The 24,217-nt window shown below is 57.1% G+C and carries 20 protein-coding genes; 9 read left to right on the plus strand and 11 right to left on the minus strand.

From position 1 onward, the window contains the following. Positions 1–69: 69 nt before the first annotated feature. Together N7220_RS12410 and N7220_RS12415 are read right to left on the minus strand one after the other, a co-directional pair. Positions 70–495, minus strand: coding sequence for a hypothetical protein (locus N7220_RS12410; protein ID WP_283147832.1), 426 nt, complete (start codon positions 493–495; stop codon positions 70–72). A 569-nt stretch (positions 496–1,064) separates the two neighbouring features. Further along, entirely contained in the window at positions 1,065–1,700 is a 636-nt protein-coding gene (locus tag N7220_RS12415; protein ID WP_283147833.1) for a PEP-CTERM sorting domain-containing protein, read from the minus strand. Between the two features lie 734 nt (positions 1,701–2,434). On the opposite strand from N7220_RS12415, the gene N7220_RS12420 reads away from it, so the two are divergent. Beyond that, positions 2,435–6,088, plus strand: a complete 3,654-nt coding sequence (locus N7220_RS12420; protein ID WP_283147834.1) for an autotransporter outer membrane beta-barrel domain-containing protein — start codon at positions 2,435–2,437, stop codon at positions 6,086–6,088. A 60-nt stretch (positions 6,089–6,148) separates the two neighbouring features. Here the strand turns inward: N7220_RS12420 and N7220_RS12425 are convergent, their stop codons facing one another. The 3 genes from N7220_RS12425 to N7220_RS12435 are packed head-to-tail and all read right to left on the minus strand — an operon-like array spanning position 6,149 to position 7,886. Continuing rightward, positions 6,149–6,994: an MBL fold metallo-hydrolase gene (locus N7220_RS12425; protein ID WP_283147835.1), complete on the minus strand. Its 846-nt coding sequence runs from the start codon at positions 6,992–6,994 to the stop codon at positions 6,149–6,151. A gap of 18 nt (positions 6,995–7,012) precedes the next feature. Continuing rightward, positions 7,013–7,339, minus strand: a complete 327-nt coding sequence (locus N7220_RS12430) for a hypothetical protein (protein ID WP_283147836.1) — start codon at positions 7,337–7,339, stop codon at positions 7,013–7,015. 7 nt (positions 7,340–7,346) lie between these two features. Then, positions 7,347–7,886 carry a hypothetical protein gene (locus N7220_RS12435; RefSeq protein ID WP_283147837.1) on the minus strand — a complete coding sequence of 180 codons (540 nt, stop codon included), beginning with the start codon at positions 7,884–7,886 and terminating at the stop codon, positions 7,347–7,349. A 165-nt stretch (positions 7,887–8,051) separates the two neighbouring features. On the opposite strand from N7220_RS12435, the gene N7220_RS12440 reads away from it, so the two are divergent. Next, positions 8,052–8,936 carry a LysR substrate-binding domain-containing protein gene (locus tag N7220_RS12440; protein WP_283147838.1) on the plus strand — a complete coding sequence of 295 codons (885 nt, stop codon included), beginning with the start codon at positions 8,052–8,054 and terminating at the stop codon, positions 8,934–8,936. Positions 8,937–9,544: 608 nt separating this feature from the next. On the opposite strand, the gene N7220_RS12445 is transcribed toward N7220_RS12440, so the two are convergent. Next, on the minus strand, positions 9,545–10,450 hold the full coding sequence (locus N7220_RS12445; protein ID WP_283147839.1) for a helix-turn-helix domain-containing protein: 906 nt from the start codon (positions 10,448–10,450) through the stop codon (positions 9,545–9,547). 298 nt (positions 10,451–10,748) lie between these two features. Between N7220_RS12445 and N7220_RS12450 the strand changes: the two genes are divergently transcribed. Genes N7220_RS12450 through N7220_RS12460 form a run of 3 tightly spaced genes read left to right on the plus strand, consistent with a single transcriptional unit; the run spans position 10,749 to position 13,157 of the window. Beyond that, positions 10,749–11,678: an alpha/beta fold hydrolase gene (locus N7220_RS12450; protein WP_283147840.1), complete on the plus strand. Its 930-nt coding sequence runs from the start codon at positions 10,749–10,751 to the stop codon at positions 11,676–11,678. A 28-nt stretch (positions 11,679–11,706) separates the two neighbouring features. Then, positions 11,707–12,318: a hydrolase gene (locus N7220_RS12455; RefSeq protein WP_283147841.1), complete on the plus strand. Its 612-nt coding sequence runs from the start codon at positions 11,707–11,709 to the stop codon at positions 12,316–12,318. Between the two features lie 2 nt (positions 12,319–12,320). Next, the gene (locus tag N7220_RS12460; protein WP_283147842.1) at positions 12,321–13,157 is read left to right on the plus strand and encodes an alpha/beta hydrolase; all 837 of its coding nucleotides are present in this window, start codon (positions 12,321–12,323) and stop codon (positions 13,155–13,157) included. Between the two features lie 59 nt (positions 13,158–13,216). On the opposite strand, the gene N7220_RS12465 is transcribed toward N7220_RS12460, so the two are convergent. After that, complete coding sequence (locus N7220_RS12465) at positions 13,217–13,510, minus strand: DUF1330 domain-containing protein (protein WP_283147843.1); 294 nt, start codon at positions 13,508–13,510, stop codon at positions 13,217–13,219. A gap of 71 nt (positions 13,511–13,581) precedes the next feature. Between N7220_RS12465 and N7220_RS12470 the strand changes: the two genes are divergently transcribed. After that, positions 13,582–14,040: a MarR family winged helix-turn-helix transcriptional regulator gene (locus N7220_RS12470; protein ID WP_283147844.1), complete on the plus strand. Its 459-nt coding sequence runs from the start codon at positions 13,582–13,584 to the stop codon at positions 14,038–14,040. A gap of 109 nt (positions 14,041–14,149) precedes the next feature. Here N7220_RS12470 and N7220_RS12475 read toward each other — a convergent pair whose 3' ends face one another. Then, positions 14,150–14,620 (minus strand): hypothetical protein, encoded by a 471-nt coding sequence (locus tag N7220_RS12475; RefSeq protein WP_283147845.1) that lies wholly within the window; start codon positions 14,618–14,620, stop codon positions 14,150–14,152. Between the two features lie 488 nt (positions 14,621–15,108). Between N7220_RS12475 and N7220_RS12480 the strand changes: the two genes are divergently transcribed. Together N7220_RS12480 and N7220_RS12485 are read left to right on the plus strand one after the other, a co-directional pair. Further along, the gene (locus N7220_RS12480) at positions 15,109–17,391 is read left to right on the plus strand and encodes an SdiA-regulated domain-containing protein (protein ID WP_283147846.1); all 2,283 of its coding nucleotides are present in this window, start codon (positions 15,109–15,111) and stop codon (positions 17,389–17,391) included. A gap of 281 nt (positions 17,392–17,672) precedes the next feature. After that, positions 17,673–18,335, plus strand: a complete 663-nt coding sequence (locus N7220_RS12485) for a dihydrofolate reductase family protein (RefSeq protein WP_283147847.1) — start codon at positions 17,673–17,675, stop codon at positions 18,333–18,335. 79 nt (positions 18,336–18,414) lie between these two features. Here N7220_RS12485 and N7220_RS12490 read toward each other — a convergent pair whose 3' ends face one another. From N7220_RS12490 to N7220_RS12500, 3 genes are all read right to left on the minus strand, one after another. Next, entirely contained in the window at positions 18,415–19,077 is a 663-nt protein-coding gene (locus N7220_RS12490) for a VIT1/CCC1 transporter family protein (protein WP_283147848.1), read from the minus strand. A 241-nt stretch (positions 19,078–19,318) separates the two neighbouring features. Continuing rightward, positions 19,319–21,295: a phosphatase PAP2 family protein gene (locus N7220_RS12495; protein ID WP_283147849.1), complete on the minus strand. Its 1,977-nt coding sequence runs from the start codon at positions 21,293–21,295 to the stop codon at positions 19,319–19,321. A 303-nt stretch (positions 21,296–21,598) separates the two neighbouring features. Continuing rightward, positions 21,599–23,212 (minus strand): methyl-accepting chemotaxis protein, encoded by a 1,614-nt coding sequence (locus N7220_RS12500; RefSeq protein WP_283147850.1) that lies wholly within the window; start codon positions 23,210–23,212, stop codon positions 21,599–21,601. A gap of 527 nt (positions 23,213–23,739) precedes the next feature. Between N7220_RS12500 and N7220_RS12505 the strand changes: the two genes are divergently transcribed. Next, complete coding sequence (locus N7220_RS12505) at positions 23,740–24,153, plus strand: SRPBCC family protein (RefSeq protein ID WP_283147851.1); 414 nt, start codon at positions 23,740–23,742, stop codon at positions 24,151–24,153. Positions 24,154–24,217 lie beyond the last annotated feature (64 nt).

Raw genomic sequence — 24,217 nt, forward strand, 5'->3', positions numbered from 1 at the left:
TCCTTCGCCGGCATGGCACCCAGAATCTGCGCGGGGTCGGTTTCTATCAGCCCCAGGTTATCCGCAGAATTATTTGTCATGGGTCAGCTGGATAACTTCATCCCTTTTCTGAAGTTCCACGGCCTCGACCCTTTGGTCAGGATCGAGCGCTATATCAATAGTGGTTCTCCTGAAGCGATTTCTCTCGTTTTCTTTAGGCAACCCACGAAGTTCGTAATTGACCACGCCATGATAAGTACATATCTGCGTTTTTTTACAATCAAATCCCATCGCTTCCAGTTTTGACGGTGACAAGACGCCCTGAGGAAACTCTGCAGTGACCATATTGATTACGGCCCTTTTGAGGCCGTTTTCTCCGTTCATCCAGATGGGGCGAATCATGTCACTGAGCTGTGAAATGCCGAGGCCAGAAGAGTCAACAATTACGCTGGGCCATTCGCCCGCATGGCACGAAATGCCAATACTCAACATCAAACCCATATAAAACGATTTCACTCACAGGTTCCTCGGTAACGTCTACGGGCTTAAAAGCTGCCAATATTTCTGGCAGAAAAAATGCCTCCTCGGAGGCATAGACCCAAATTGATTGGAAGGACTTGTGCCGATCAAATATTGCAAATTTGAGTGACACGAAAATTACAAACACCACAGGATGGTCAATGATCTACTCCTGCCCGGCCGAGCGACTAGAACTGGAGATTTCCGGCTTTAATATACGCGAGCTGGAACTCGCTCGCGGCGGGTTTCGGCCAAGGTTTCACAGAGGGTTGATGGCCGTTTTCCAGAGCGAAGCGGTTTAGGTCCGCTCCACGCTGAAAACGACCACTAACTATCTGAGATAACAGGCTCACCCATTCCATTTGAAACGGTCGCAGGAATCTTCGTTCCCAGGCTCGCGGATTTACCAGCCCGGAAAACAGATGCTCGTTCCAATCTCCCTCACTCTTAAATAAACAAAAGCCCCGCATTAACAATTAATACAGGGCGTTTATTGGCGCAAATTAAACTCGAATGGGGCGATGGTTTGCATGGCCCGCCATGCAGTCCTTATGTTTGCCAGAATGTCACGCAGGCCTAACAATGTTAGGCCGACTGCCCCGATATCGCCGTGCCACGCGGGCACTCAGCCCAAGCCCTACCAGCAGCAGTAGGTCCGTGCCGGGTTCGGGCACTGGGGTAATGGTTGCCGTCATATTGATGGTATCCAGCCCGGTAACCCCGAACTCGTTGGGTTGCTCACCGTTGGGCATGTACATATAGAACGCGAAATCCTGGCCGGCGCCGATGAAGGCGCTCGAAGCGCCCGTGGTGACGGCCGGATCGGCAAGCGTATGGTAGAGCGGTGTCGCTACGCCGTTCAACATGTAGCCAAACCAGACATCTTCCAGTCGCAGGGTATTACCATTGACGTAAGACCAACTGAAATCGATCCGTTCGGGATCAGAAAATACCTGATCCAGCGTGACATAACCTGGGAATAGCTCACCGGTTGTCATCATGTAACCATTGGCTGTCGGCTGAGGCGGCGACAAACTGTCATCACTAAAGAAAAAGCCCGTACCGTAAATAAGTGGATGCCAGGACGTGTCGTAACCGTTTGCCTCCCAACTATCCCAGTCCCAAGCCAGGACGTTCGGTGAGGCCAGCGCGATGATCATGGCGGCGTGGGCTGGCAAACTTCTAATCGAAGAAAAGCGCATAAGACCCTCCAGATATTGCCTGTAAGGCTCCCTGAACAACTTATTTTAATTAAGCCTTCACCAAACTCCGGTCCATTGTGCGCTTGCAGCTGTGGCACACGCAGATAGATGACGCAAGGACGATTCACACAGGCTGGCCCGCTCTCTCCTCGGTGGATGCTCGGTTAAGGGCATTGGCTATTGCGGTGCAACAGATCCGTTTTTGGTAGGTAGCAGCCGTTTACAGTGTTGTCTGCCAACTTCCGCTTCGGCCAATATCCCTCCGGCGTTTTTGCCGCCCCAGCTGCACTTCGTTCAAAGCAGAGGCTCGCGTTCACCACTGCCAATGGCCGGAGCCGTTCCAGAGTCTCCGCTCCAGCTGATTGAACTCAATACCGGCGGGTTATGAATCCGGGGAATCGAAGTGAGCTACCGCTCCACCGCTGTCGCTGCCGACCGTCCTCCGAAATACGCGAACCCCGACTGAATGATGAGTATGTCTTATGCTTTCATCTATCTATCCTGTCGCACAACTTTCAGTGGAGAGATGAATGGACAAGGCTTCGGGGGCATATGAGTCCGGCGAAAGTTGGGCCGCGTCTCCGCCCGGTTCATTTGTGCTGGCCGCCATCCGGGTAGGAGTGATGCTTCTCTGCGCCCCCGCCACTCCCGCTGCTATTGGGGGATGTGGCGCTGACTCTGGGGACCTGGTCAGCGTGTCTTGCGCGCCGGCTGCGACTGGTACGGCTGCGACGGTGACGACTGCTACAGGTACCACGGTCGCCACGCCATCAGGCAGCAGTATCCGCGCGGCGGCAAAAGGCGCTGATGCCAGTGTTTCTCTGGCAGGGACCACGGTGACCAACAGCGGCGCTGCGGGCGCTGTTGGGGTGCAGGCTCAGGTGACGGCGGGTGTAGGCAACGCGTCTGTTGTCTTCGATGCGGGCGTTAATACCATCACCATGCAAGGCAGCAGCCAGGATGGTGTGGGCCTTTCAAACGTGTCCACTGGCACATCAAGCATTGTGGTCAAGGCGGGTGCCACGCTGAATATCAACAACGCCGTGACGGGCAGCGAGCGCGACGGGCTGGATATCAACGGCAGCGGCGGCGGTGATCTATCCGTAGTGCACAACGGCAGTGGCACGATCTCGGTAGCGGGCGGCAATGCGGTATGGCTCAAAGCCGTGAATGCGGGAAGCGTCGCCGTGACGATAGGCAACCAGGTCGACTTGCAGGTCAATAAGACGGATCCCGCTTCAGCTGGTGGCAATTTTGCTGGCATCCATACCCGAACCACTGGTTCTGGCAATACCGCCATTAACAATGCAGCGTCCATTCAGGCGCATGGCCCCAACGCCTTCGGCATCTATTCAGAAGGTGGGACGGGTGCCACTCAGATTGTGAACACAGGGGCGATTACCACCGATGGCCTGAACGGCTTCGGCATCCGGTCGAGCGCCAGCGGCAGCCTGATTGATATCAGCAACGCCGGCGCTATTACAACCATCGGCCCGACCGCACATGGCATTTATGCTAACGCCGCCACCAACTCCAGCACCAGCATCCAGGTGGACAATCAAGGGTCTCTGATCGTCGGCAGCAGCACAGAAACAAGCGGGTCACGGGCTATTTATCTCACTGCGCGTGGGACGGGCGGCGTGCAGGTTACCGGTCGTGGTGACATCTCGGTATTGGGCGATTCAGGTTCACTGCGGGGGCAGGGCATTATTGTCAGCGCAGAAAATGGCAATGTCGGTGTTGATTACAGCGGCCGCCTGACTATTCACGGCTCAGGGGCTGGCGGCATCCGGGCGGATTCCAGCGGCGGCAACGTACAGCTTAACTACACCGGTGCGGGGATTGAAACCTTTAACACCAACGGCAACGCCATTTATGCCACGACCACCTCCGCGACCGGAGCGATCAACATTACAGCGCAGGGCACGCTGGTAACGCATTCAGATGCGGGCACGGGCGATGGCACCGGCATTGCCTCTTTTGGCCTCCAGGGATATAGCCAAGGCGGCAATGTGAGCGTCGTATATACCGGCCCGCTCATCGATGTGAATGGGTCTGGTGCGGCCATTCTGGCCAGCAATGACTACACCGGCACGGGATTGGGCACGCTCACCGTGGCCAATAGCGGAAACCTGATTGCCCGGGGAGACCGCCAGCAGGGTATTCACACGCGGTCGGGCCTGGGGAGTCAGACCATCACCAACCAGGGCGCAATCCAGACTTTGGGTGCCAGCAATAGCTCGGGCATCCTGGCAGAGGCCACGGATGCTGCCGCTATTTCGGTAGACAACGCGGGAACCATCACCGCGTCAGGTGCCAATTCATCGGGCATTGAGGGACGTACGCAAGGGGGCTCCATATCCATCCGGAATAGCCAGCCCGTCAGCGCAGGATGGGGCTCAAGTGCGGGCGTCATGCTAGGCGGAACACACCAGTCGCTCGATAACTCCTCCAGTATTGAAGCGCTAAGCGATGTCGCCGTGCGGGCCGATGTTACGGGCCTGGGCGGTAGCGACCCGGTAGTACTGCAGCCGGTGGATGATTCCATCCCAGTGCCCCCGGTGGCGCACGTTGGGGCTAGCACCCCGACAATTGGACAACCGATATTTACGCTAACCAACTCCGGCCAGATTTCCGGGGTGGTGAATGCCATGGGTTCTGCGGTGACCTTTAATAACAGTGGCCTGTGGAACCTCCGCAGCTTTGTCGATACCACTGGCGCCGGTAGCCGCGATACATGGAACGTGGCGGTCAGCAACCTGGGTATCAGCGGTAACAACGCTGTTAACAATACCGGCACGCTAACCCTGTCGGCACAACCCACATCCGGCATTCAGACCTTTGATGCCACGGGCGCTTATCTGCCCGCCGGGCAAAGCACCAATGCACCCATCCCCCACGGCGCGGTACAAGGCCAGATTCTCGGTGCCACCACTTTTAGCAACAGCGGCCTGATCGACCTCACCGGGGGTGGTCATGCGGTGGGTAATGTACTGGTCATCACGGGGGGCCAGACAGCGGGCCAGGCTGGAGACGGTGCCTTTATCTCGAATGGTGGCGCCCTGCGGCTGAACACGGTGCTGAACGAAGGGGCCGCGCATAGTCAGTCCGACATGCTGGTCGTCGATTCAACACGCGAGGGCCCAGTCGGCCCCACCCGAGTCCAGATCAAAAACGTTGGCGGGGCTGGCGCGTTAACCCAGGCCAACGGTATCGAGATTGTAGAAATACTGAACAAGACCCCTGAAGCCAGCGCATCCAATGCCTTTGCCCTGCAAGGCAGGGCGGTGGCGGGCGCGTATGAATACCATCTGTTTCGCGGTGGGGACGATGGAACGGATACGGATGCATGGTATCTGAGGTCTGAACGGCCGGGGCCACCGCCCCCAGCTCCGCCAAACCCGCCTGCGCCACCCTCGCCACCTCAGCCGCTATACCGGCCCGAAGTGGCGGCCTATCTGGCCAATCAACGCTTGGCGGCCATGATGTTTGTGCACAGTTTGCATGACCGGCTGGGCGAGCCCCAATACATTGAGGGCCAAGGGTTTGATCCGGATGCAGACACGCCAAAGTCTGGGTGGCTGCGCATGGTGGGCAGCAAAGAAGGAACAGAAAGCCGCGACGGCATATTTGGTACGCGTACCCGGTCGTTTCTGCTGCATGGCGGTGTCGAGATGGCCGACTGGAAAGGCAACGGCGACACCGATCGAATCCACGTGGGCGCGATGGCCAGCTATGGTAACGCCAATGGTGACGCCGATGCGCTGGACAACAGTGCGCACGCCAGAAGCAGCGTGGATGGCTGGGCTATTGGCGCCTATGGCACCTGGTATCAGAATGACGACAACAAACTGGGCGCTTATGTCGATACCTGGTTGCAATACGGCTGGTTTGCCAACAATGTCGAAGGCGACCAACTGCCCACCGTGAAATACCACGCGCAAGGGCTCGCGCTCTCCGGGGAGGCCGGATACGCGGTCCCGTTGCGTAACGACTGGGTCGTGGAGCCGCAGGCCCAGCTGATCTATATCGATTACACCGAAGGCGACATTACCGAGCCCAATGGCACCAGCATAAGCGGTGCCGATTCTCGCGGCCTTGTTGCCCGGCTGGGCGTGCGCACCAGCCGCACCTGGATTCGTGACGACGGAAAGAAAACGCAGCCCTATCTGACGTTGAACTGGTGGTATTCCGATCTGACCAGTTCCATCAACTTTAACCAGCTGCCGCTAGGCACGCTGTATCCGCACAACCGGTTTGAAGTGAAGCTGGGCATGAACGCCGATTTAGGCGACCGGTGGACGGCCTGGACCAATATTGCAGGGGCTTGGGGTCAGCAGGATTTTTATCAATACACGTTACGGGTTGGCGCTAAATACACGTGGTAAAAATGATTGCCGGCAGGCAAAACTCTCGTTCCTGAGACAGGGATGTCCCTATTCGTGCCCTCATGCTTCGGTCTCGTAAAACAGTCCGTATTTCCCCTTTGTTTGCTTGATTCGCCCGAAACCGGCCTCTCCCAAATGCATGCCGGCAATCAAAAGCCCCTCGGAACTGACCATGTCCAGCAGCCGCGATCGGGTGGAAGCGGCTTGGGACGGGTCTTGATCGAATGCAATCGACACGTCCGGGCGTTGTATCTGGATGTGCGGAAAATGCACGATATCGCCCCAGACAAGCAGGCTTTGGTCGCGGGATTCGACGATATATCCGGTGTGCCCGTCGGTATGCCCTGGTAGCGGCATCGCGCTGATCCCCGGAAGCACTTCCCCTTCGTCGAAAGTACGCAGCTTATTGCTGTAGCCGTCGAATACCTGACGCGCGATCAGGAAATTACCGCGCGCCCGTTCGCTGGCACGGGCCAGATTTGCATCGTCCCGCCAGAATTTGATCTCGCGCTGATGCACAACCAGTTCCGCATTCGGAAAAGTCACTTGTCCGGCTGCATCCACCAACCCGCCAACATGGTCGGGGTGGGCGTGCGTGAGCAGGATGGTATCGATTGAGGATGGTTCGATGCCGGCCAGCAGCAAATTCGTCTGCAGTTGCCCGCCCCATTGCTTGATGCCGCCAGCGCCGCCATCGACAAGAATGGTGTGCCCGGCGCGGCGTATCACGTAGCAGTTGATATGTATCGCAGAGGGTTCATTCTGACCCGCATCGCGCTGGATTCTGGACGCTTCGGCGGCGTCGATATTCGAGAGAAAATCGAGGCTGGCATTGAGGTAACCATCGCTGATTGCGGTAACGGTGAAATCCCCAACCTGCTGTCCGGGAAAGGCAAGAATGGACACAATACTTCTCCAGAGCGGCTAGTTTCGGGCGTGAATGTTCGACGTGGCATAACCAAAACAACGAATGCGCGCGGTAAGACCCGTGTGATGAGCAATGGCATTGTCCAAAGCCGCCATGAACTGGTTCATGACCGCAGGCGTGCGAAACGCCTCAAGGCGATACTGGATTTCCGCGAAAACGGGATGCCCGTGCCCATGTCGCACCTCGACATAAACGATATGAACGTTTTTGAGTTGTGCCTCAAGGACATCGGTACACAGTTTGACGCAGTCGCTGGAAAGGCCGGCAAGGCGCTCGTCGGACGGCATCTGGCCCGCATCAATATAGAAAGTCAGGTTTGGCATCCTGGGCCTACTTGTTCTGCACGTGCGAAGGGGAGCTGGTCAATTGCTCCGTCATCGGCTCGTACAGGTCAACGCCCTCTGGGAGCGTCTCGACAAGCCCGGGCTTGCTCCGGGGCAGGACTGCGAGCCAACGACTTTCCGGATACTTCTCCAGCGCAACAGCCTGCATGGCCAGCGGTTTGAGCCCCATCGCAATCAGCGGTTCGGGGCCATTTGAACACAGCGCGAGCAGTTCGTCGGCATGGACTGCAGGCGCCAGCCCAATGTCGCTGTAGAGATTGCGGTGCCAGTCGGTGATGTGCTGCTGCCACCGAGCGAAATTGCCGCCGCCTTTGTGGCGATATTCCTCCCCGGTCAGCACATCAAGGTCGTCCACCGTATGAATGGCCAGGTAGACGGGGCAACCTTTGCTGATCGCTTTGAAGCGCTGCGAGGTATGAAAGCCGGTCACCGAGATAAGCGCTGGCAGCTTTTCAAGGCTGTAAAAGTCGTTCCATTCAGTTTCGCTGGCGGGATCGGCGAAGCTGCATTCCACGGTATAGATCATCAGATTTCCTTCGTTATGGTTAAGCATTCTTCTGCGAGTGCTTACTGCTCATTGCAGTAACGTCATGGTAGTCTGATGTTTTTGGTCTATATAACGAAATAACGTCAGCCTTCAGTGATATTTAATCAAGCTGGCTTCGAATCCATTTTGATCGGCGAGACTTCAATGCGACGTAAAATTCCCAGCAGTTCCGCGCTCCAGGCATTTGAGGCTGCAGCCAGGCACGGCAGCTTTGCCCGCGCTGCCGAGGAACTGGCACGCACTGAGGGCGCGGTCAGCCGCCAGATTGCCCGGCTTGAGGAATTCCTGGGAGCGGTACTGTTCGAGCGGGTGGGAAACCGTGTGCGGCTTGCCCCCAATGGCGCGCGCTATGCGGCGCAGGTGCGTGAGACGCTGGAGCGACTGGAGCGGGACAGCCTGTATTTGATGGGGCAGCCCAGTGAGGGCGCGAGCATTGAGATCGCCGCGATTCCGACTTTCGCCACTCGCTGGCTGATTCCCCGGCTGAAACGCTTTCAGGACAAGCATCCAAATATTACGGTGCATATCGCAGAACGGATGGAGCCCTTCCTGCTGGCGGGCAGTGGGTTCGATGCCGCCATTCATTTTGAACATCCTGCATGGGCAGGCATGCATCTGCATCATCTGCTGGAAGAGGTGCTTGTGCCCGTCTGCAGTCCACAGCTTCTTGAGGACGCCGGTGCCAATGCGTCACTGGATGATTTGCCACGCCTTCACCGGCGGCAAAACCCGGATGCCTGGCAGATTTATGCACAAGAGACAGGCATAACGCTGACCAATTCGGCGATTGGCGCACGGTACGATCTTCATTCCATGCTGATCGAAGCGGCGCTAGCTGGCTTGGGTGTGGCATTGGTGCCCCGACTTTACATCGGGGCCGAACTTGAACAAGGCCGCCTGGTTACGCCTTGGCCAGATGGTAAAGCGATTACCAAAAATTTCTGCCTGGTTCTACCTGAGCAGATCGAATTGAGTGAAGCACCATTACAGGCATTTGCGACATGGATTCTTGACGAAGCCCGGGCCTGACGAGCATCACAAAAAGCCATGCTGCGGAGCTGTCATCTCCAGTCGCGCACTTCGCTGCACACTGATCGTCCGCGGGTCGCGGACGACATACTTGAAAACCACCAAGAGGTCGTACCAAGCCGAACAGCCGCAACAGGCCGGTAGCCGCCGTATCCTTAGAGAGGCTTGGCCGTCCGCTTCGGCCGAAAACGAACCGATCTCTTGGATGCCGTGAGTGGCCGCCAGGCACCACACCTATCCCCAATACTGAACCTACATGCGACTCCAGATTACTGCCTGCGTATAAACCCTCAAAACACTCAATTCTGAATGTTATCCAGGGCTATGAATTTAAAGAGAAAATATATCCTGATTTAAATAACCAACGACAGTAGTACTTGCCCGGGCGCAGTCGGGTATCAGGGCTGACAATTGCAAAAATATACGCAATCAACGATGCGTCCAGCCCAGGAGCGGTCCAGGTTTGCATCGAGCGCAGCAGTGCCAGGATGCGGATTGCTGCTCAGAATGCTCAACAACGAAGACGTGTAGCGAGGTTTGGTTACCTGCACCTGCAAAGGTGCGTGGCATGGTCTTTAAGCTGAATCGTACATGTGACTCCAGCCCAATCAGCTGAGAATGCTCCGCCTCCAGGTCGCCGGGCTGACGCCCACGAAGGATTTGAATACCCTCGTGAAATGACTTTGATCGGCAAATCCGCAGCTTATTGAAATCTCGGCCAGGGTGGCTTGCGTGCCACTCAACAGCGCTTTGGCGCGCTCAATGCGATGGCGCAACATCCAGCGATGCGGCGGGTCACCCGTGCTGGCCTTGAAGGCGCGAATAAAATAACTGACGGATAACCCGCTGGCGGCCGCGAGCATTTTGAGTGAGACATCCTCGTCAATCTGCGAGGCCATGGCTTCGGTAGCCCGCTTGAGCTGCCAGGGCGCCAGCATGCCGGGCCGCTCTTTGGGCGGGCGCATACCGCCAAATTTCTGCGCAAAATAGGTATATGCACCCAGCATGATGTGTTCGGCATACATGGCGCTCACTTCGTGTGGCCGCTGCAGGGCGGGCAGGAGCGCATTGCCAAGATGCCAGACGGTTTCATCGATTACGCCACCCGGCAGGCAATAAAGATGATTCACCCGCGCGACGCCCGATTCGTCGGCGATTTCGTTCAACGCCGTTTGCGAAACGGTAAACATCAGATTGTCGAACGGGCTGATCAGATTGGCGCAGGGCAATTCCAGATGATTGACCACACTGGTCGTGCGCTCAGCATAAGAACCGCGATGGATGCAACGACCATCCAGAAACAATTCCCTTTGTTTTTGCTCCCGCAATTGCAACATTACGGAAAAAACCGCATCGACCCGCGGTGGCGTCACGATGCCATGTCCGGGTGTGTCCCGGCGCAGGCGCGACACCAGCAGGCGTGATGTTTTGGGGCCTTTGGTGATGAGTTGCGACACCGAGTCAGCCTGGAACTTCTCTACAAATTTGCTTCCGTAATCAAGATCGGATTGCACGTTTTGCTCCTCATGGAGAAGTCGGCCTCCAGCTCCCAACCGGGCTCACCAGCTTACCGTGATCTGTCCATTAGCAAACAAATAATTGACGAAAGCATAAATCAACCCGAGCCGGGCGGGTCTTGAATGTTATTGCTCTTTTTAGACTGAAATTGCAGCAATACCGATGCAGAGCGCTTGATTGCGTCGAAAAATGGCGAAAAAAAGGGCATATTTTCGCCAAGAAAAACGTTAATCAAGCAAGATTCGTAGCTTTCACGGTGCTTTGATGCGATCACCTAACGCAAGGAGGATCGCAATGAAACGAGCACTAGTGATTCTGGGCGCCCTGCTGGCACTGTCTGAAGCAGCATGGGCAGACTCCACAACGTTCCCAAGCGGTTTTCGCACGCAAGAGATTGCGTCCAATGGCACCACCATTCACGTTCGCGTGGGTGGCCGCGGCCCGGCAGTGCTGCTACTGCACGGCTATGGCGACACTGGCGATATGTGGGCCCCGCTGGCGGCAGAGTTGATGCGTGACCACACAGTGATCGCGCCAGACCTGCGGGGCATGGGTTTGTCTGCGGTCGCCACCGACGGCTTTAGCAAGAAAAATGAAGCCGAAGATGTTGCAGGTGTGCTGGACGCGCTCAAGGTGCAACAGGCTGTCGTCGTCGGCCACGACATTGGCAATATGGTCGCGTTTGCCTTTGCCGAATCCCACCCTGACCGCACCACTCGCCTGATCATGATGGACGCTCCCGTACCCGGCGTTGGCCCGTGGGACGACATCCTCAAAAGCCCACTGCTGTGGCATTTCCGTTTTGGCGGGCCGGATATGGAACGCCTTGTCGCCGGGCGTGAGCGCATATATCTGGACCGGTTCTGGAATGATTTCTCCGCCGACCCGGCGCATTTTCCGGAAGACTCACGCCGTCACTATGCCGCGCTGTATGCCCAGCCCGGGCGCATGCACGCCGGTTTCCTGCAATTTGCCGCATTTGACCAGGATGTGATCGACAACCGGCAGTCTGTCTCGCGCGGACGTCTGCAAATGCCGGTCCTGGCCATCGGTGGCGGGCATTCACTGGGCGCAACCATGGCCTACATCATGCGTTTTGCTGCGGACAACGTACAGCAAGTGGTGATCGCCGATTCCGGCCATTGGTTGATGGAAGAACAGCCCTCGCAAACTGTTGGGGCCATTCGCAGCTTTATCGACCGGCCCGCTGCCCAGTGTCGCTGATGGCCTTGCACGCCTTGAGGAGAGCATGATGACTTCATATTCGAAACCGCGTGACGCCACAGACGACCATCTGATCACACCGCATAACGCCGCGATCCTGATCATCGATTTCCAGCCCGTTCAGGTGTCGTCGATTGCCTCGCGCCCCAAGCGCGAACTGGTCGCCAACATTACCGCCCTGGCACGGATCGCCAAACTGTATGAAATGCCGGTGGTGCTGACTTCGGTCAATGTCAAAACCGGTCGTAACCAGCCCACCATCCACCAGATCACCGACGTTCTTTCCGGCGTAGAGGTGATTGATCGCACCTCCATCAATGCGTGGGAAGATGAGGACTTCAATCGCGCGGTCAAGGCGACCGGGCGCAAGAAGCTGGTGATGGCCGCGCTGTGGACCGAAGTCTGCCTGGTACACCCGGCCCTGGACGCACTGCAGGAAGGTTTTGAGGTTTACCCGGTGGTCGATTGCGTCGGTGGGACGTCGCTGGAAGCGCATCAGGCCGGCTTGCAACGACTGATTCAGGCTGGTGGCAGGCCGACTTCCTGGGTGCAATTGATTTGTGAGTTGCAGCGGGACTGGAACCGCGAAGAAACGGTGCCAGGCTTTGCCGACATTCTCTTTGCCATTGAAGGCCATTAAACATGGCGGGAATGCGGGAAGAAACTATCCGTGGGGGCGCCGGTGCGTTGTTTGTCCGCACCTGGCTGCCCGACCAACGGCCACGGGCCTTGATCGCCATCTGTCATGGCTTCAACGCCCACAGCGGGTACTACCAGTGGGTGGGCGAACAGTGCGCTGCAGCGGGCTACGCCGCCTGCGCAGTGGATCTGCGCGGGCGCGGAAAGTCTGGCGGCGTGCGTTATTACGTCGAGAGTTTTGACGACTATGTCAGCGATCTGGCCGTGCTGGTGAACCACGCCCGGTCAATGGTGCCCGATGTACCGCTGTTTGTGCTTGGCCACAGCGCTGGCGGCGTGGTCGCCTGCCTTTTTACGCTGGTGCACGGCTCAGCGGTGGCAGGGTTGATTTGCGAGGACTTCGCCTTTGAAGTCCCGGCGCCTGATTTTGCCTTGCAAGTGCTCAAAGGGATCAGTCATATCGCCCCCCGTGCGCGGGCATTGCGGTTGAAGAATGCCGACTTCTCGCGAGATCCGCACGTAGTGCAAGCCATGAATGACGACCCTTTGATCGAAGGCGAAGCGCAGCCTTTCGCCACCGTGGCCTCGCTGGTGCGGGCCAATGAGCGCCTCAGGCAATCGTTTTCCTCGCTGGTTACGCCAGTGCTGATTCTGCATGGTATGAATGATAAGGCCGCCCGACTTGGCGGCAGCGAGTATTTTTTTGAGCATGCTGGCGCGCAAGACAAAACCCTCAAGCTGTACGAGGGGCGATTGCACGATCCGCTAAACGATATCGGCAAAGCGGATGTGATGGCGGATGTGCTGAACTGGATCGCAGCACGGACGTCCCAAAGCTAGGCTGAATTGTGCGGCCAACGGTCCAGTCTGGCGTTGTCAGCGCAGCAGCCTCTGGCTTTTCAGTCTTGCGTTTCAACGATGAACATGCGTGCTTGCTGAGCCAACCGGCGTTCAGCTTTGATAGGCGCATACTTCTCCGAGTTGTAGAACGCCTGTGCCAGAGCCAGCGTTGCAAACTCAAATACGCCCGCCATTGGCAATGGCGCTTCATCTCCTTCCAGGACCTGAGCCACGGGTCCGAAATGCAGAATCTTCCCGCCTGCCTCTTCCAGCGCCGACAGAAAGCGTGGCGCGAGTTCGGTTTGTCTGGCGGCATCAATGACTCGCAGATTTACGTGAACATAGGCAGGCATTTCTTTCTCCTCATCCATAAATAATGCATATACACTATTGGTTGGTACTCAGCGCTGTCAAGGAGTGAGACGTGGATGGTTTTGATCCAGAGTCTTTGAAGAATGTTGCCGCAGCGTGTCCAGGCTTCCAGGCCCGCGCGACGGCGCGTGCGCTCACGCGTTATTACAATGCCTGCTTCAAGCCATTGGGCCTGACGGCGGAGCAGTTCAGCCTGTTGGTCGGGATCGGGGCAGACGAGGGAGCGACGGTTGTCGGGCTCGCCGAGCAGGCAGGGGTTGATCCGACGACCCTCAGCCGCAATGTCCTGAATCTGGAAAACCGGAAGCTGGTTTGTGCGACAGGCGGGCGCGGGCGGGCAGGCAAACAATTGGCTTTGACATCGTCCGGACACCAGCTTTTGACTGATGCTTTTCCGGTATGGAATGCAGCCAGGGCGGAACTTGCCGAGCAGATCGGCGAAGATAAGCTTTGTACTGCGCTGCAGGCTATGGCCAAGCTAGCAGAGGCCGCAGACTTTCCGGCTACATGACGGATTCAGGTCGGTATTTTTCGCCTTGGGTAGGGTCGACGTTTGTTCAGGCCATCGTGATGAACCGTGGCCTGCCAACGTTATGCCAGGGCGAGTTCAACCGCGTCGCCTAGAATTTCGGACCGGCAGCTTGATCAACCAGCACGCAGTTTGCGTTGAAATCCGCAAACGAACTGGTTAGCAATAATTGGCCAGTCATGCGGTCGATTTTTACCTTGGGCTTGTTGAACATATTGAATTTAAGGCCTCCGGTAATTTCTTTGTCACCGATAAAAGCATCATTAAGCGTATACCAGGCCTCCTTGCCGTCACTCAATGGCGGCACCAGCGCCGGGGGTAATTTCAGCCGGACCGTGGAAGCGGACATTTCAACCGTCGCCGTGCCGGAAAATGGTTTGCGGACAGTCGTTGAACTGGTGGTGCTTTTATCAAACTCATGCGTTTTGTAGTTGTAATCCTGGCCGTTGGTCATCTGTACATCACTGACTGTGCCGGAGCCATTGCAGGCTAATGTCATATCTTGCGCATGGGTTAACCCAATCAGACTTGATAACGCCAGCGCTGTTAATGCTACTTTCATTGTCTGTCCTTTATTGGTTCCGGCGAGCTAGCCGCAACACGCCACAGAATCGGGCATGTAAACCGACATCGTCAACGCAAATGTCGATTCCAGTAATACGGCCCTGTGACTTGCGGAAATCGATCAAGTGCCCGAGTGCCAGGTTCTGCTTCGAGATTTAACGCCCTCTGCCATCTTTCCCTTTCAGCTCAAAGATAGCCTCACCACTGTGTGATGCCTCCGGGAAGGCGTCCCCCCTTGTTCGGCCATCGCTGTTTGCGATGTAACCGGATTGTCACGGCAGTTACATATGCCACTGTCACAATCCGCTGCACTCTACTCATGGCACATGCGTCTTCTCAGACATCCTGGAAGTCGCGTTACTTACCCACGAGGAAGTAACCACTCTGATCCGCCAACGAATCTCGATCGGACGCCAAAGACAAAGAGCACGAAGCCGATCAACTCGCGCCTGCTTATAAAAAAATCCTGTTCCCCCCTGGAGCATCGTGAAAAAAACTCTCAATTTCCTGATCCCTGCGATTCTTGCCGCCAGCCTGAGTGCATGCGGCGGTGGCGATGATGGCAGCAGCAGCAACAGCTCTCCCACTAACAACAGCACGCCCACACCTACACCAACTCCCGCGCCCACTGGCAACATCCCCGTAGACAGCAAAATCCCGGCGCTGGCCTTTACCGACCCGCAAAGCACCTGGGATCTGAACAACTATACGCAGACCGGTAGTTTTGCCTTGCAGGTGGGGACGGGTACCAACCTGTTGAACGCCGAGGCCTCTGGCGTGGCCTACGACAAGGACACCGATTCGCTGTTTGTGATTGGCGATGGTGCGACCTCCGTCGTGCAGGTGGCCAAGAGCGACGGTCACGTCATCGATTCGATGACGCTCAATGCAAATGACTTCCAGGACACCGAAGGCATCACTTATGTCGGTGGCGGCAAGTTTGTGCTGGTGGAAGAGCGCCTGCGCCAGGTCGATCTGTTCACCTATGTTCCGGGGGGCATCTTGCACCGGGCAGATGTGCAAGCAGTCAAGCTGGGCACAACGGTGGGTAACGTCGGTATTGAAGGTGTGACTTTCGATACCAAGACCGGCGGCTATGTCGCTGTGCGCCAGTCGCAGCCAACCAGCATTTTCCAGGCAGCGATCAATTTTGCAGCGGGTACGGCGACGGCATCAGACGGTACGCCGATCCTGTCGACAACAGATAATCCGCCAGTATTGTTTGATGAGGCCAAAGCGGGCCTATCGGCGTTCAACGACGTGTTCTCGGTCTCGAATATCGTCCCGGCCACTGCGCCGGATTACGATAACCTCATCATCATTGGTGCGCCGGATGGCCGGATCGTCAAGATGGATCGTGCCGGCAACATGCTGAGCAGCTTGTACATGAGCGCCACCGCCCAGAACGAAGGCGTGACGATGGGGCCGGATGGCACCATTTATGCGGTTGGGGAACAGGCCGCAGGGCCGAGCCTGCCAGGGCTGACCATCTTCAAGCCAACCACCGGCAAAACCAACGTCGGCATCGGCAGTAATCTGTACCTGACGTTTGATCAAGCCGTGAAAGCGGGCGCCGGTAATCTGGTCTTGAGTAATGGCACCGATACACGCACCATTGCCGTGACTGACACCACGCAAGTGACCTTCAATGGCAGCGTGATGAAGATTCATCCGAAGTTCTACATGGTGGCCGGTACAACCTACAACGTCACGTATCCAACTGGTGTGATCAATACTGTCGCGGGTGCCAATACCGTTGCAGTGTCTGATCCATCGACGTTCTCGTTCACCACGATTGGTACCGTTGACCAGACTGCGCCAACATTGACCAGCACTGCGCCGGTTGATGGCGCGACTGGCATCGCGGGCAGCCACTTTGCCATGTCGTTCAATGAGATCGTGCAGGCCGGTGCGGGCAATATTGTGATCAGCAACGGTGCTGATACCCGCAATGTGTCAATTACCGATACGACCCAGGTCAAGTTCAGCGGTGCCCGAATGACCGTTACCCTGACCACGCCATTGCAGGATAGCTCCCGCTATACCGTACAACTGGCCAGCGGCGTGATCACTGACCTGTACGGCAACGCCTATGCCGGTTCAACCCAGAGCTTCACCACCGCAGCCGCTGGTGCACCCGCACCAACCGTGCTGATCTCGGAAGTGAACTCCAACGCTGTGGGTGGCGATTTCTTTGAACTCTATAACTACGGCAGCTCGGCCATTGATCTGACCGGCTGGAAGTGGGGCGACAATCATGCCGACGTCAACGATGCCAACAACAGTGCGGCATTTGTGGCAGGTACAGTTCTGGCTCCCGGCGAGCATCTGGTCGTGGTTTCCGCTGCGCCAAGCGCGGTTAGCGCGTTCCGCACAACTTGGGGTCTTGCTGGTACGGTGCCAGTGGTTGCGATGCTAAACGTGAATAACGATCCGTTGAACGCCATTGGTTTGGGTAAGGGCGATGCGGTGATCGTTTATGACGCGAACGGCAACGTTGCAGCGGCAATGAACTACGGGACGCCGATCAGCGCAACGCAAGGCGATGGCTCGCTGAAGGCGATTCCGACGGCCACGGGTGCAAACGCAATTCTGGTTACCGCAGGCAATCACGCCGGTGCGATCTTCACCGGTGGCAGTGCCACTGCGTCGGCCGTGTGGGATACCGTTTCGACCACGACGCCAAACTATGTCAAGGCAGTGGTTGGAACCTTGGGTGGCTTTGCTGAACCGCTCCAATCTTCATCGATTGGTTCGCCTGGTCTCTAGTTTCCAGCTATTTAAACCGCAGACGTGTTTCAAAAAGCCGTCCGACTATGTCGGGCGGCTTTTTTTTGTGGTTAACCCGCCCCCTTTGGAGTCTGGAACCAGCCATCGCGCCTAAGCTTGAAAAAAAGATCGAAGGGGAGTTTGATTGGCTTCTCGCAAACTATCCGGCCTGACACTACAGTTGAGGGGAATAACCACGAGCTGCGCTTGTGGTTCGCAGCGCTTCGCTCCAGTCGCCTCTGACTTGCACGTCAGGCATCAATTGAAAGGAAGGTATGAACATGACACGCGTCCGGGTTAACGGTTTTACCATTTCGCTTGATGGCTACGGCGCGGGTCCAGATCAGGACCTGAATAATCCGCTCGGCGTGGGCGGGACAGATTTGCATCAGTGGTTAGTTTCGACCCGCACTTTCCAGAAGAGCCTGTTTGGCCGCGACGGAGGCACAACGGGCGTTGATGACGACTTCGCTGTGCGCAGTTTCAAGAATGTGGGCGCTTGGATTCTGGGGCGAAACATGTTCGGACCGATTCGCGGCGAGTGGCCCGACATGAACTGGAAAGGCTGGTGGGGAGACAATCCGCCCTACCACGTGCCCACTTTCATCCTGACTCATCATCCGCGCGCGCCCATCGAGATGGAAGGCGGAACGACATTCCACTTTGTCACCGGCGGCATTCACGAAGCGCTTGAGCGGGCACGCGACGCAGCCAACGGCATGGATGTGCGCATTGGCGGCGGCGTTGCCACGATCCAGCAATATCTTCGGGCTGGCCTCATCGACGAGCTCCACCTTGCTATCTCGCCGGTCCTGCTGGGACGGGGAGAGCGACTGTTCGATGGCGTTGACATGCGCGCGGTGGGATACGAATGCGTTCAGTCTGTTGCGACCGAGAAAGCCACCCATGTGGTACTCCAGCGGCAGGGGAGCAAGGGCGTCTGACCTGATCTGTGCGACGGGACACCTCGTCCGAAGCCCGCCTGTCTGGCTTCGGACCGGTTCGAGTGTCTGGCCGCTGGTATCAGCCGCCCAAAGCCATGATCGCGGCCATGAGGGCGACGCCGGTAATCACCATGGTCACGCCGCCGCGCCATGAGCTGCCGCCGGCATAGCGCATCAGCACGCCGCCAGCGACAAACAACATCGCCAACGCGACCAGGTTGGATACCCTTACGGCCAGATGTGCACTGTCCAGCAGCATGAACGGCACCACCACTGGAAATGTCGCCAGAACGACCAGCAAGAAGACACCCAGCGCACCTTTGAAGTCTTCTGCACCCAAGCGGGCATGCTGCTTTTGAACGGGCAACTCGATCAGGCGCAAGCGCATCATTTCCAGCACCTCGGGGCTCGCCGCCGCTGCCAGTCGTGGGGGGAGCGCATCGGAGATCAACGCTTGTGCATGCGTTGCGTCAGGGTCGGCGGCAAGGTGGTTAAGCAGGTTTACGCCTCGGGTGCGTTCAACGCGGATGCGCAGAAGGTACATCACTGCATCCACAATGCCCCACGCCAGATTGCACCCCAGCGCGGTCACCATCATGGTGCGGACCTCTTCGTGGCCGGCCTTGGCGACACTCAGTGATCCCACAAAACTCATCGCCATGAGCAAGCCGAACACCACTTCACTTGTGCGGTCTACAGGATCAAGAACACGAGCCTGTTCGTCGAATTCCGTTGCTTGCATGACCCTTCCCCCTCAGATCCAGCCGATATGTTGTTGAACAATCAGCCCCCAACACTTGAGCGCATCTTTGTAGGTCTAGACTATTGGCCGCGAACTATGAAAGAAATGCGTATTGCGAGTCCGCGTATGGGGGATTCAATTCCGATGTGGTCCACTGAACAGTCCCGGTTTCCAGTGGCAATAAATAAAGAAACAGCGCGATCAAAGTCGCGCCGTTTCTTTATGTCCAGCTAACGGTTAATCAGCCGTCGATATGAATCTGCAAACCGGTTGCGGAGTAGATCGGCGTGAACTTGAAGCCATCAACATTGATGGTGCTAAACGTGCCTTGCAATTTGCCCGCGCCAAGCAACGTCAAAGTGCTGCCCACGGCGGGTTTGAAACCGCTGGCAAACTTTACGTTCAAGGTGCCGCCGACCAGCGAAACCGTACCACTGGCTTTCAGTTGGCCTTGGGCGTTGGTTCCCAGGTTCAACTGCAAAGTACCCGCGGCCAACTGGGTATAGTTCGCCACTTGCACCGCGCTGGTGGCGTTGCACACCGCGGTACCCGCAGCCACGTAGACATCACCGCTACCAAACGCGGTGGTGGAGTCTGCCTGCAGCGTGCCCGCGTCCATTTCGGTGCCACCGCTGTAGCTGTTGTTGCCGGTCAGATGCAATGTACCGGTGCCGCTCAGGCTCAGCTTGCCCTTGCCGGATATATCGTTTTGCCAGCGATCAAGCGCGTTAAAGCCGCCCTGGCTGGCATCCATGCTGATGCTGACATCGCCATTGAAAGCACCATAGCCATCTGCGGCAGCAAACAGGTTCAACCGGCCCCAGCCTTCAGCGTCGTCCAGTACCGGATAACCCGAGGGCAGCGCAGTGGTTTTCAGCACGACGCGGCGTTGGTCGGCACTTAGATAGGGCAGACGGGTTTCTAGCAGAATCTCGGCGTCTTTAGGGACTTGGGCGGTTTTGGTGACATCAGCAATCGGGGCAAAACCAAAGGTCAGGCGGCGCAGATAATTGGCCTTGTTGGTCGCGTGGTCGGCAAAGCGATCCGTCGCGCTGGTGGCTGAATGAGCGTAGTTATAGAAATCGGCGGCGGTAGTTACGCCCGCTGCAGACATCAACGCAGTATGCGCTTGAGCGTATGCAGCCTGGCGAGTAGCCGCGGTTGCGGCTTGCAGATTGGCCGCCACCAGCGCAGTCGCCTGAATTCGCCCACCGATTACATCAAGCGGCGAATGCATACCGGCCAGGATGCGATTTTCACCCAGTTCCAGCGCACGCGAGACCATTTCCTGGTAGCGCTCGGGCACCAGATAAGCCATGGCAAAAGCATCTCGCCCAGCTTCTGCCGAGTGACCACTAGGGAAACCACCGTCGGTGGACGGAGTGCTGCTCTCTGCCGGTACCAGTGCCGGAACGACCACCACGCTGTTACTCCAGCGCCATGGGCGAGCGTACTTGTAAAAGCGTTTGGCCGGCTCGGTGGAAGCGTTGTTGCCCACACTGCTGATCAGATCAACCGCCGTCCCGAAAGTGGCATTGCTGGCACTGCCCACGCCGATATTGTTGCCGCTATCGTTGTATAACACGGTGGTCGCATCGGCAGGCACGCTGGTAATGCTGGTGGTCTGTTGCGCGGCGGTACGCCAGGCGCTGGTTAGCGGGCCCATGCCGTCAGTCACGCTGTAACCCTTTTGGCGTCGGTCGTCCAGGTAAGCGGCCGTGGCTTGATCGGCGGTACGGTTGGTGGTGGCGTTGATCACGTATTGCACGTTCGCATTCAGCACGGCGCTGTTCACGATGGTGCCATCGGTTGCATCACCAGGAATGCCGGTCCAGGTAGATGCAACCACCGCTGGAAAGCTGCCACTGGCTGGCGCAGTCACACCGGCATCCACCAGCAACGTGCTGGGAGTCCACAGCGCCAGAAAGCCATCTAGCACCCGCACGCCAGCGTTAGTGTCTTTGGTGGCATAACGCGCATCGCCGCGCTGGTTGGTATAGGCGTAATCCACAAACGGCAGAATGGCAGCCTGATCTTGTACTGGAGCTGTATCGGCATAACCCACGCCAGCAGGCGCGGCGGGCGTGGTAAAGGTGGAGACGACGGATGTAGGAACGGTAGGCGACGAGCTATTGCTGTTACCCCCGCAACCGACCAGCAGCAAGGCCAGGGCAATGGGAAGGAGCGAGAGAGGTGCGTGACATCGTTGTTTTAACATATCAAATCCTGGCGGTTTACAAGGGCCCCGAACTGGATCGGGAGTCGGTAAATCGCCTGATATATTAGAAGTGCCGCATGACAGGGGTGTGGCAACGAAAAATGCGTTGCGTGGTGAAACCGCATGGTGCTGGCGGGGCATTGCCTTCAGTAGAAGGTCTGAGCAAAACCAGGAAAGCTGTGGAGATTAAGACCAACATCAAATCGGACCGGCCACCGCTGCCAGCGCGGCCTGCCCGGGCGTCAGCCGCACAGGGATGCGGCGGCGACGCAGTATCTGCCTGACAGCGCAGGCTGCAGAAAACTACAAGGAGTACGCCGCGACCACCTGCTGCATCTGCGTAGCAAGCTTGTTCAGCCGCTTGGCCGAATCGCTGGCCTCAAGTACGGCAGCGTTATTTTCTTCGGACATCTGGGCGACCACTTCCACTTGCCGGGCGATGCCGGTACTCGCTGCCCCCTGTTGAGTGATTGCCGCAGAAATTTCACTCACCATCCCGGCTGTTTGCAGGCTGCGACTGGCGATTGCCTGAATCACTTTGCTTGCCTCACCGGCATTCACCACGCCACTTTCACTGCGCTGCAAGGCATCTTGCATTCCCGACACCGCGTGCTGCGCCACTTCGCGCATTTGACCAATGGTGGAAGTGATCTCTTGCGTGGATTGCGAAGTACGTTCAGCCAGTTTTCTGACTTCGTCGGCCACGACGGCGAAGCCACGGCCTTGCTCGCCGGCCCGCGCGGCTTCGATGGCGGCATTGAGCGCCAGCAAGTTGGTCTGCTCGGCCACGTCCTTGATGACATTGACGACAGTGGCAATCTGTTCGCTGGCGCGTTCCAGTTCCTGCAGCCGTGCGGCGGCTTCCTGAATACTGCCGGCGATTTCACCCATGTCGTCAACAGTCTGTTGAATAACAGCTGCGCCAGTCTTGGCGGTTTCACCACTTTCCAGCGCGAGCTGATGCGCGTCCTGAGAGCGTTCGGCCACGTGGTGAATCGAGACGTTCATTTCTTCGACGCCAGCCGCGATGGTGGCAGTCGCATCGCTCTGGCGGTTGGAACTTTCAGAAACCTGGTTCGCCGTCGCGGCCATTTCCCTGGCAGAACCCGCGACGCTCACGGCGTCCCGTTGCAAGCTGCGCAAGCTCTCTTGCAGACGGGTAAGCAACTGATTGAAGGCGAGGGTGGTCTCGCCCATTTCATCCTGGCGGCTCACCGGTGCGCGTTGGGTAAAGTCCAGTTGTTGCTCGACCGACAGCACCGTTTTGCGCATGCTGCCCAACGGCACAATCATCACCCGGTACAACAACACGCCGATCACAATAATGAGCAACGCGGCCAGCAGCGACACGCCGGCACAGATCATGAGGCCTCTGTTGCTGGTCGCTGTGGCTTGGGTCCGGCCAGTGTGTACCAGTTCATAATTGAACTGTGCATGACTCTTCAGGGCCGTGGTGAAGGCGTCACCCGCTGCCACGGAAGCATCAAGCGCTTTGAGTGCCTCGGGTATCTGGCTCGCTTTGATCTTGTCCCAGATCGGTTGCACGGCAGAGCGGTATTGGGCAAAAGCCGCCTGGTCCTGGGCCAGATGCTGTTTGTCAGCGTCGTTGGAGATCAGCTCGGCGTCGTAACGCTTCAATGTCTCTTCGATTTGCACTACGTCCCGATCAAATGCCTGGTGATTCCGTTCGATTGCCGCAGGTTCGGAACTCAGCAGGGCGGAACGTAGCACGGTTCGCATGTGTTGCGCGCCAAGGCTGACCTCATCAATGGCCTGTACGCCGGGTATGAGGTTGTCGCTCATGAAGACAACCTGGCCGTTCAGCGCGCGTGCTGAATAGAAAGCGGTCAGCGAAACAATGGACAGCGCAATAACCGACATTACGATCATCAAGATCAAGCGTTTGGCGATAGTCATTTTTATTCCTGATTACCCGTTAAGGCCTGTTTAACCGGGCCTTGGTTGCTGCTGTTTCTGGAAATGGGTTTTTATTCACCGGGAAGAATAATTCCGGCGCGATTTACGGCACCACTCAGGCATAAGTGAGCGGATTGCCGAGTCGCGAACCAGTTGCAGAAGCAAACCGCACGGGCGTTCCGCGATTGCAAGGCATGCTCTTTCGTCGATCGGGGTTCATCCCGTCAAGTGCGAGCCTGAGTAAAATTGCCGATATGCGCTCTTTAATAACGAGTCGGGGAAATCCAGAACTGAGCAAATCTGAGCAAAACAGGGTGACGAAGCTTATTTTGTGGACTTCTTTGATTGAACACCGTGAGCGCAGGACGCACAGATGCATTGGTGCGCGGATTGCCAGATGGCCGTAGAGCGGATTTGTCGCCGATTTTTGCCAGATCACCTAACTTGGTTGGGCGCTTGACACATTTGCGCCGTTAACTGGAAGCTCCCCTCGCTCAACCGCTCAACATCCACTGACAGGAAGAAGTATGACCACGAAAATCACCGTCGAAACGCTCGTCAATGCGCCCGTTGCCAAGGTCTGGAGCGCTTATACAACGCCGAGCGATATCAAAGAGTGGAACACCGCGTCTGACGATTGGCACACCACCCAATCGACGGTCGATCTGCGCGTTGGCGGCATCTTCTCGTCACGTATGGAGGCCAAAGACGGCAGCTTCGGCTTTGATTTCGCCGGGACCTACACCAAGGTGGTTCCGCAACAATTGCTTGAATTCTCGTTTGGGGATCGCACTGCTTCGGCCGAGTTTATCCCGGGGGCAAATGGCGTGACGGTTCGCGTGGCGTTCGATGCAGAATCGGAAAACCCGGTCGAACAGCAGCAACAAGGGTGGCAAGCCATCCTGGATAATTTTGCAAAGCACGTTCAAGCCAAGCAGTAATCCACTGCTGTTCTTTGCTTTGCAATACAAGAGGTTGGCTGCTTGAACTTCGCTTGAGATCGGC

This window comes from Silvimonas soli (genome assembly GCF_030035605.1).
Lineage (GTDB): Bacteria > Pseudomonadota > Gammaproteobacteria > Burkholderiales > Chitinibacteraceae > Silvimonas > Silvimonas soli.

What these genes read in the sequence shown, in the direction of transcription:
- N7220_RS12415 (WP_283147833.1), bottom strand. Translation starts at nt 1,700, where the DNA reads ATGCGCTTTTCTTCGATTAGAAGTTTGCCAGCCCACGCCGCCATGATC.
- N7220_RS12485 (WP_283147847.1), top strand. Translation starts at nt 17,673, where the DNA reads ATGACACGCGTCCGGGTTAACGGTTTTACCATTTCGCTTGATGGCTAC.
- N7220_RS12460 (WP_283147842.1), top strand. Translation starts at nt 12,321, where the DNA reads ATGGCGGGAATGCGGGAAGAAACTATCCGTGGGGGCGCCGGTGCGTTG.
- N7220_RS12435 (WP_283147837.1), bottom strand. Translation starts at nt 7,886, where the DNA reads ATGATCTATACCGTGGAATGCAGCTTCGCCGATCCCGCCAGCGAAACT.
- N7220_RS12455 (WP_283147841.1), top strand. Translation starts at nt 11,707, where the DNA reads ATGACTTCATATTCGAAACCGCGTGACGCCACAGACGACCATCTGATC.
- N7220_RS12495 (WP_283147849.1), bottom strand. Translation starts at nt 21,295, where the DNA reads ATGTTAAAACAACGATGTCACGCACCTCTCTCGCTCCTTCCCATTGCC.
- N7220_RS12430 (WP_283147836.1), bottom strand. Translation starts at nt 7,339, where the DNA reads ATGCCAAACCTGACTTTCTATATTGATGCGGGCCAGATGCCGTCCGAC.
- N7220_RS12500 (WP_283147850.1), bottom strand. Translation starts at nt 23,212, where the DNA reads ATGACTATCGCCAAACGCTTGATCTTGATGATCGTAATGTCGGTTATT.
- N7220_RS12440 (WP_283147838.1), top strand. Translation starts at nt 8,052, where the DNA reads ATGCGACGTAAAATTCCCAGCAGTTCCGCGCTCCAGGCATTTGAGGCT.
- N7220_RS12475 (WP_283147845.1), bottom strand. Translation starts at nt 14,620, where the DNA reads ATGAAAGTAGCATTAACAGCGCTGGCGTTATCAAGTCTGATTGGGTTA.
- N7220_RS12450 (WP_283147840.1), top strand. Translation starts at nt 10,749, where the DNA reads ATGAAACGAGCACTAGTGATTCTGGGCGCCCTGCTGGCACTGTCTGAA.
- N7220_RS12490 (WP_283147848.1), bottom strand. Translation starts at nt 19,077, where the DNA reads ATGCAAGCAACGGAATTCGACGAACAGGCTCGTGTTCTTGATCCTGTA.
- N7220_RS12465 (WP_283147843.1), bottom strand. Translation starts at nt 13,510, where the DNA reads ATGCCTGCCTATGTTCACGTAAATCTGCGAGTCATTGATGCCGCCAGA.
- N7220_RS12505 (WP_283147851.1), top strand. Translation starts at nt 23,740, where the DNA reads ATGACCACGAAAATCACCGTCGAAACGCTCGTCAATGCGCCCGTTGCC.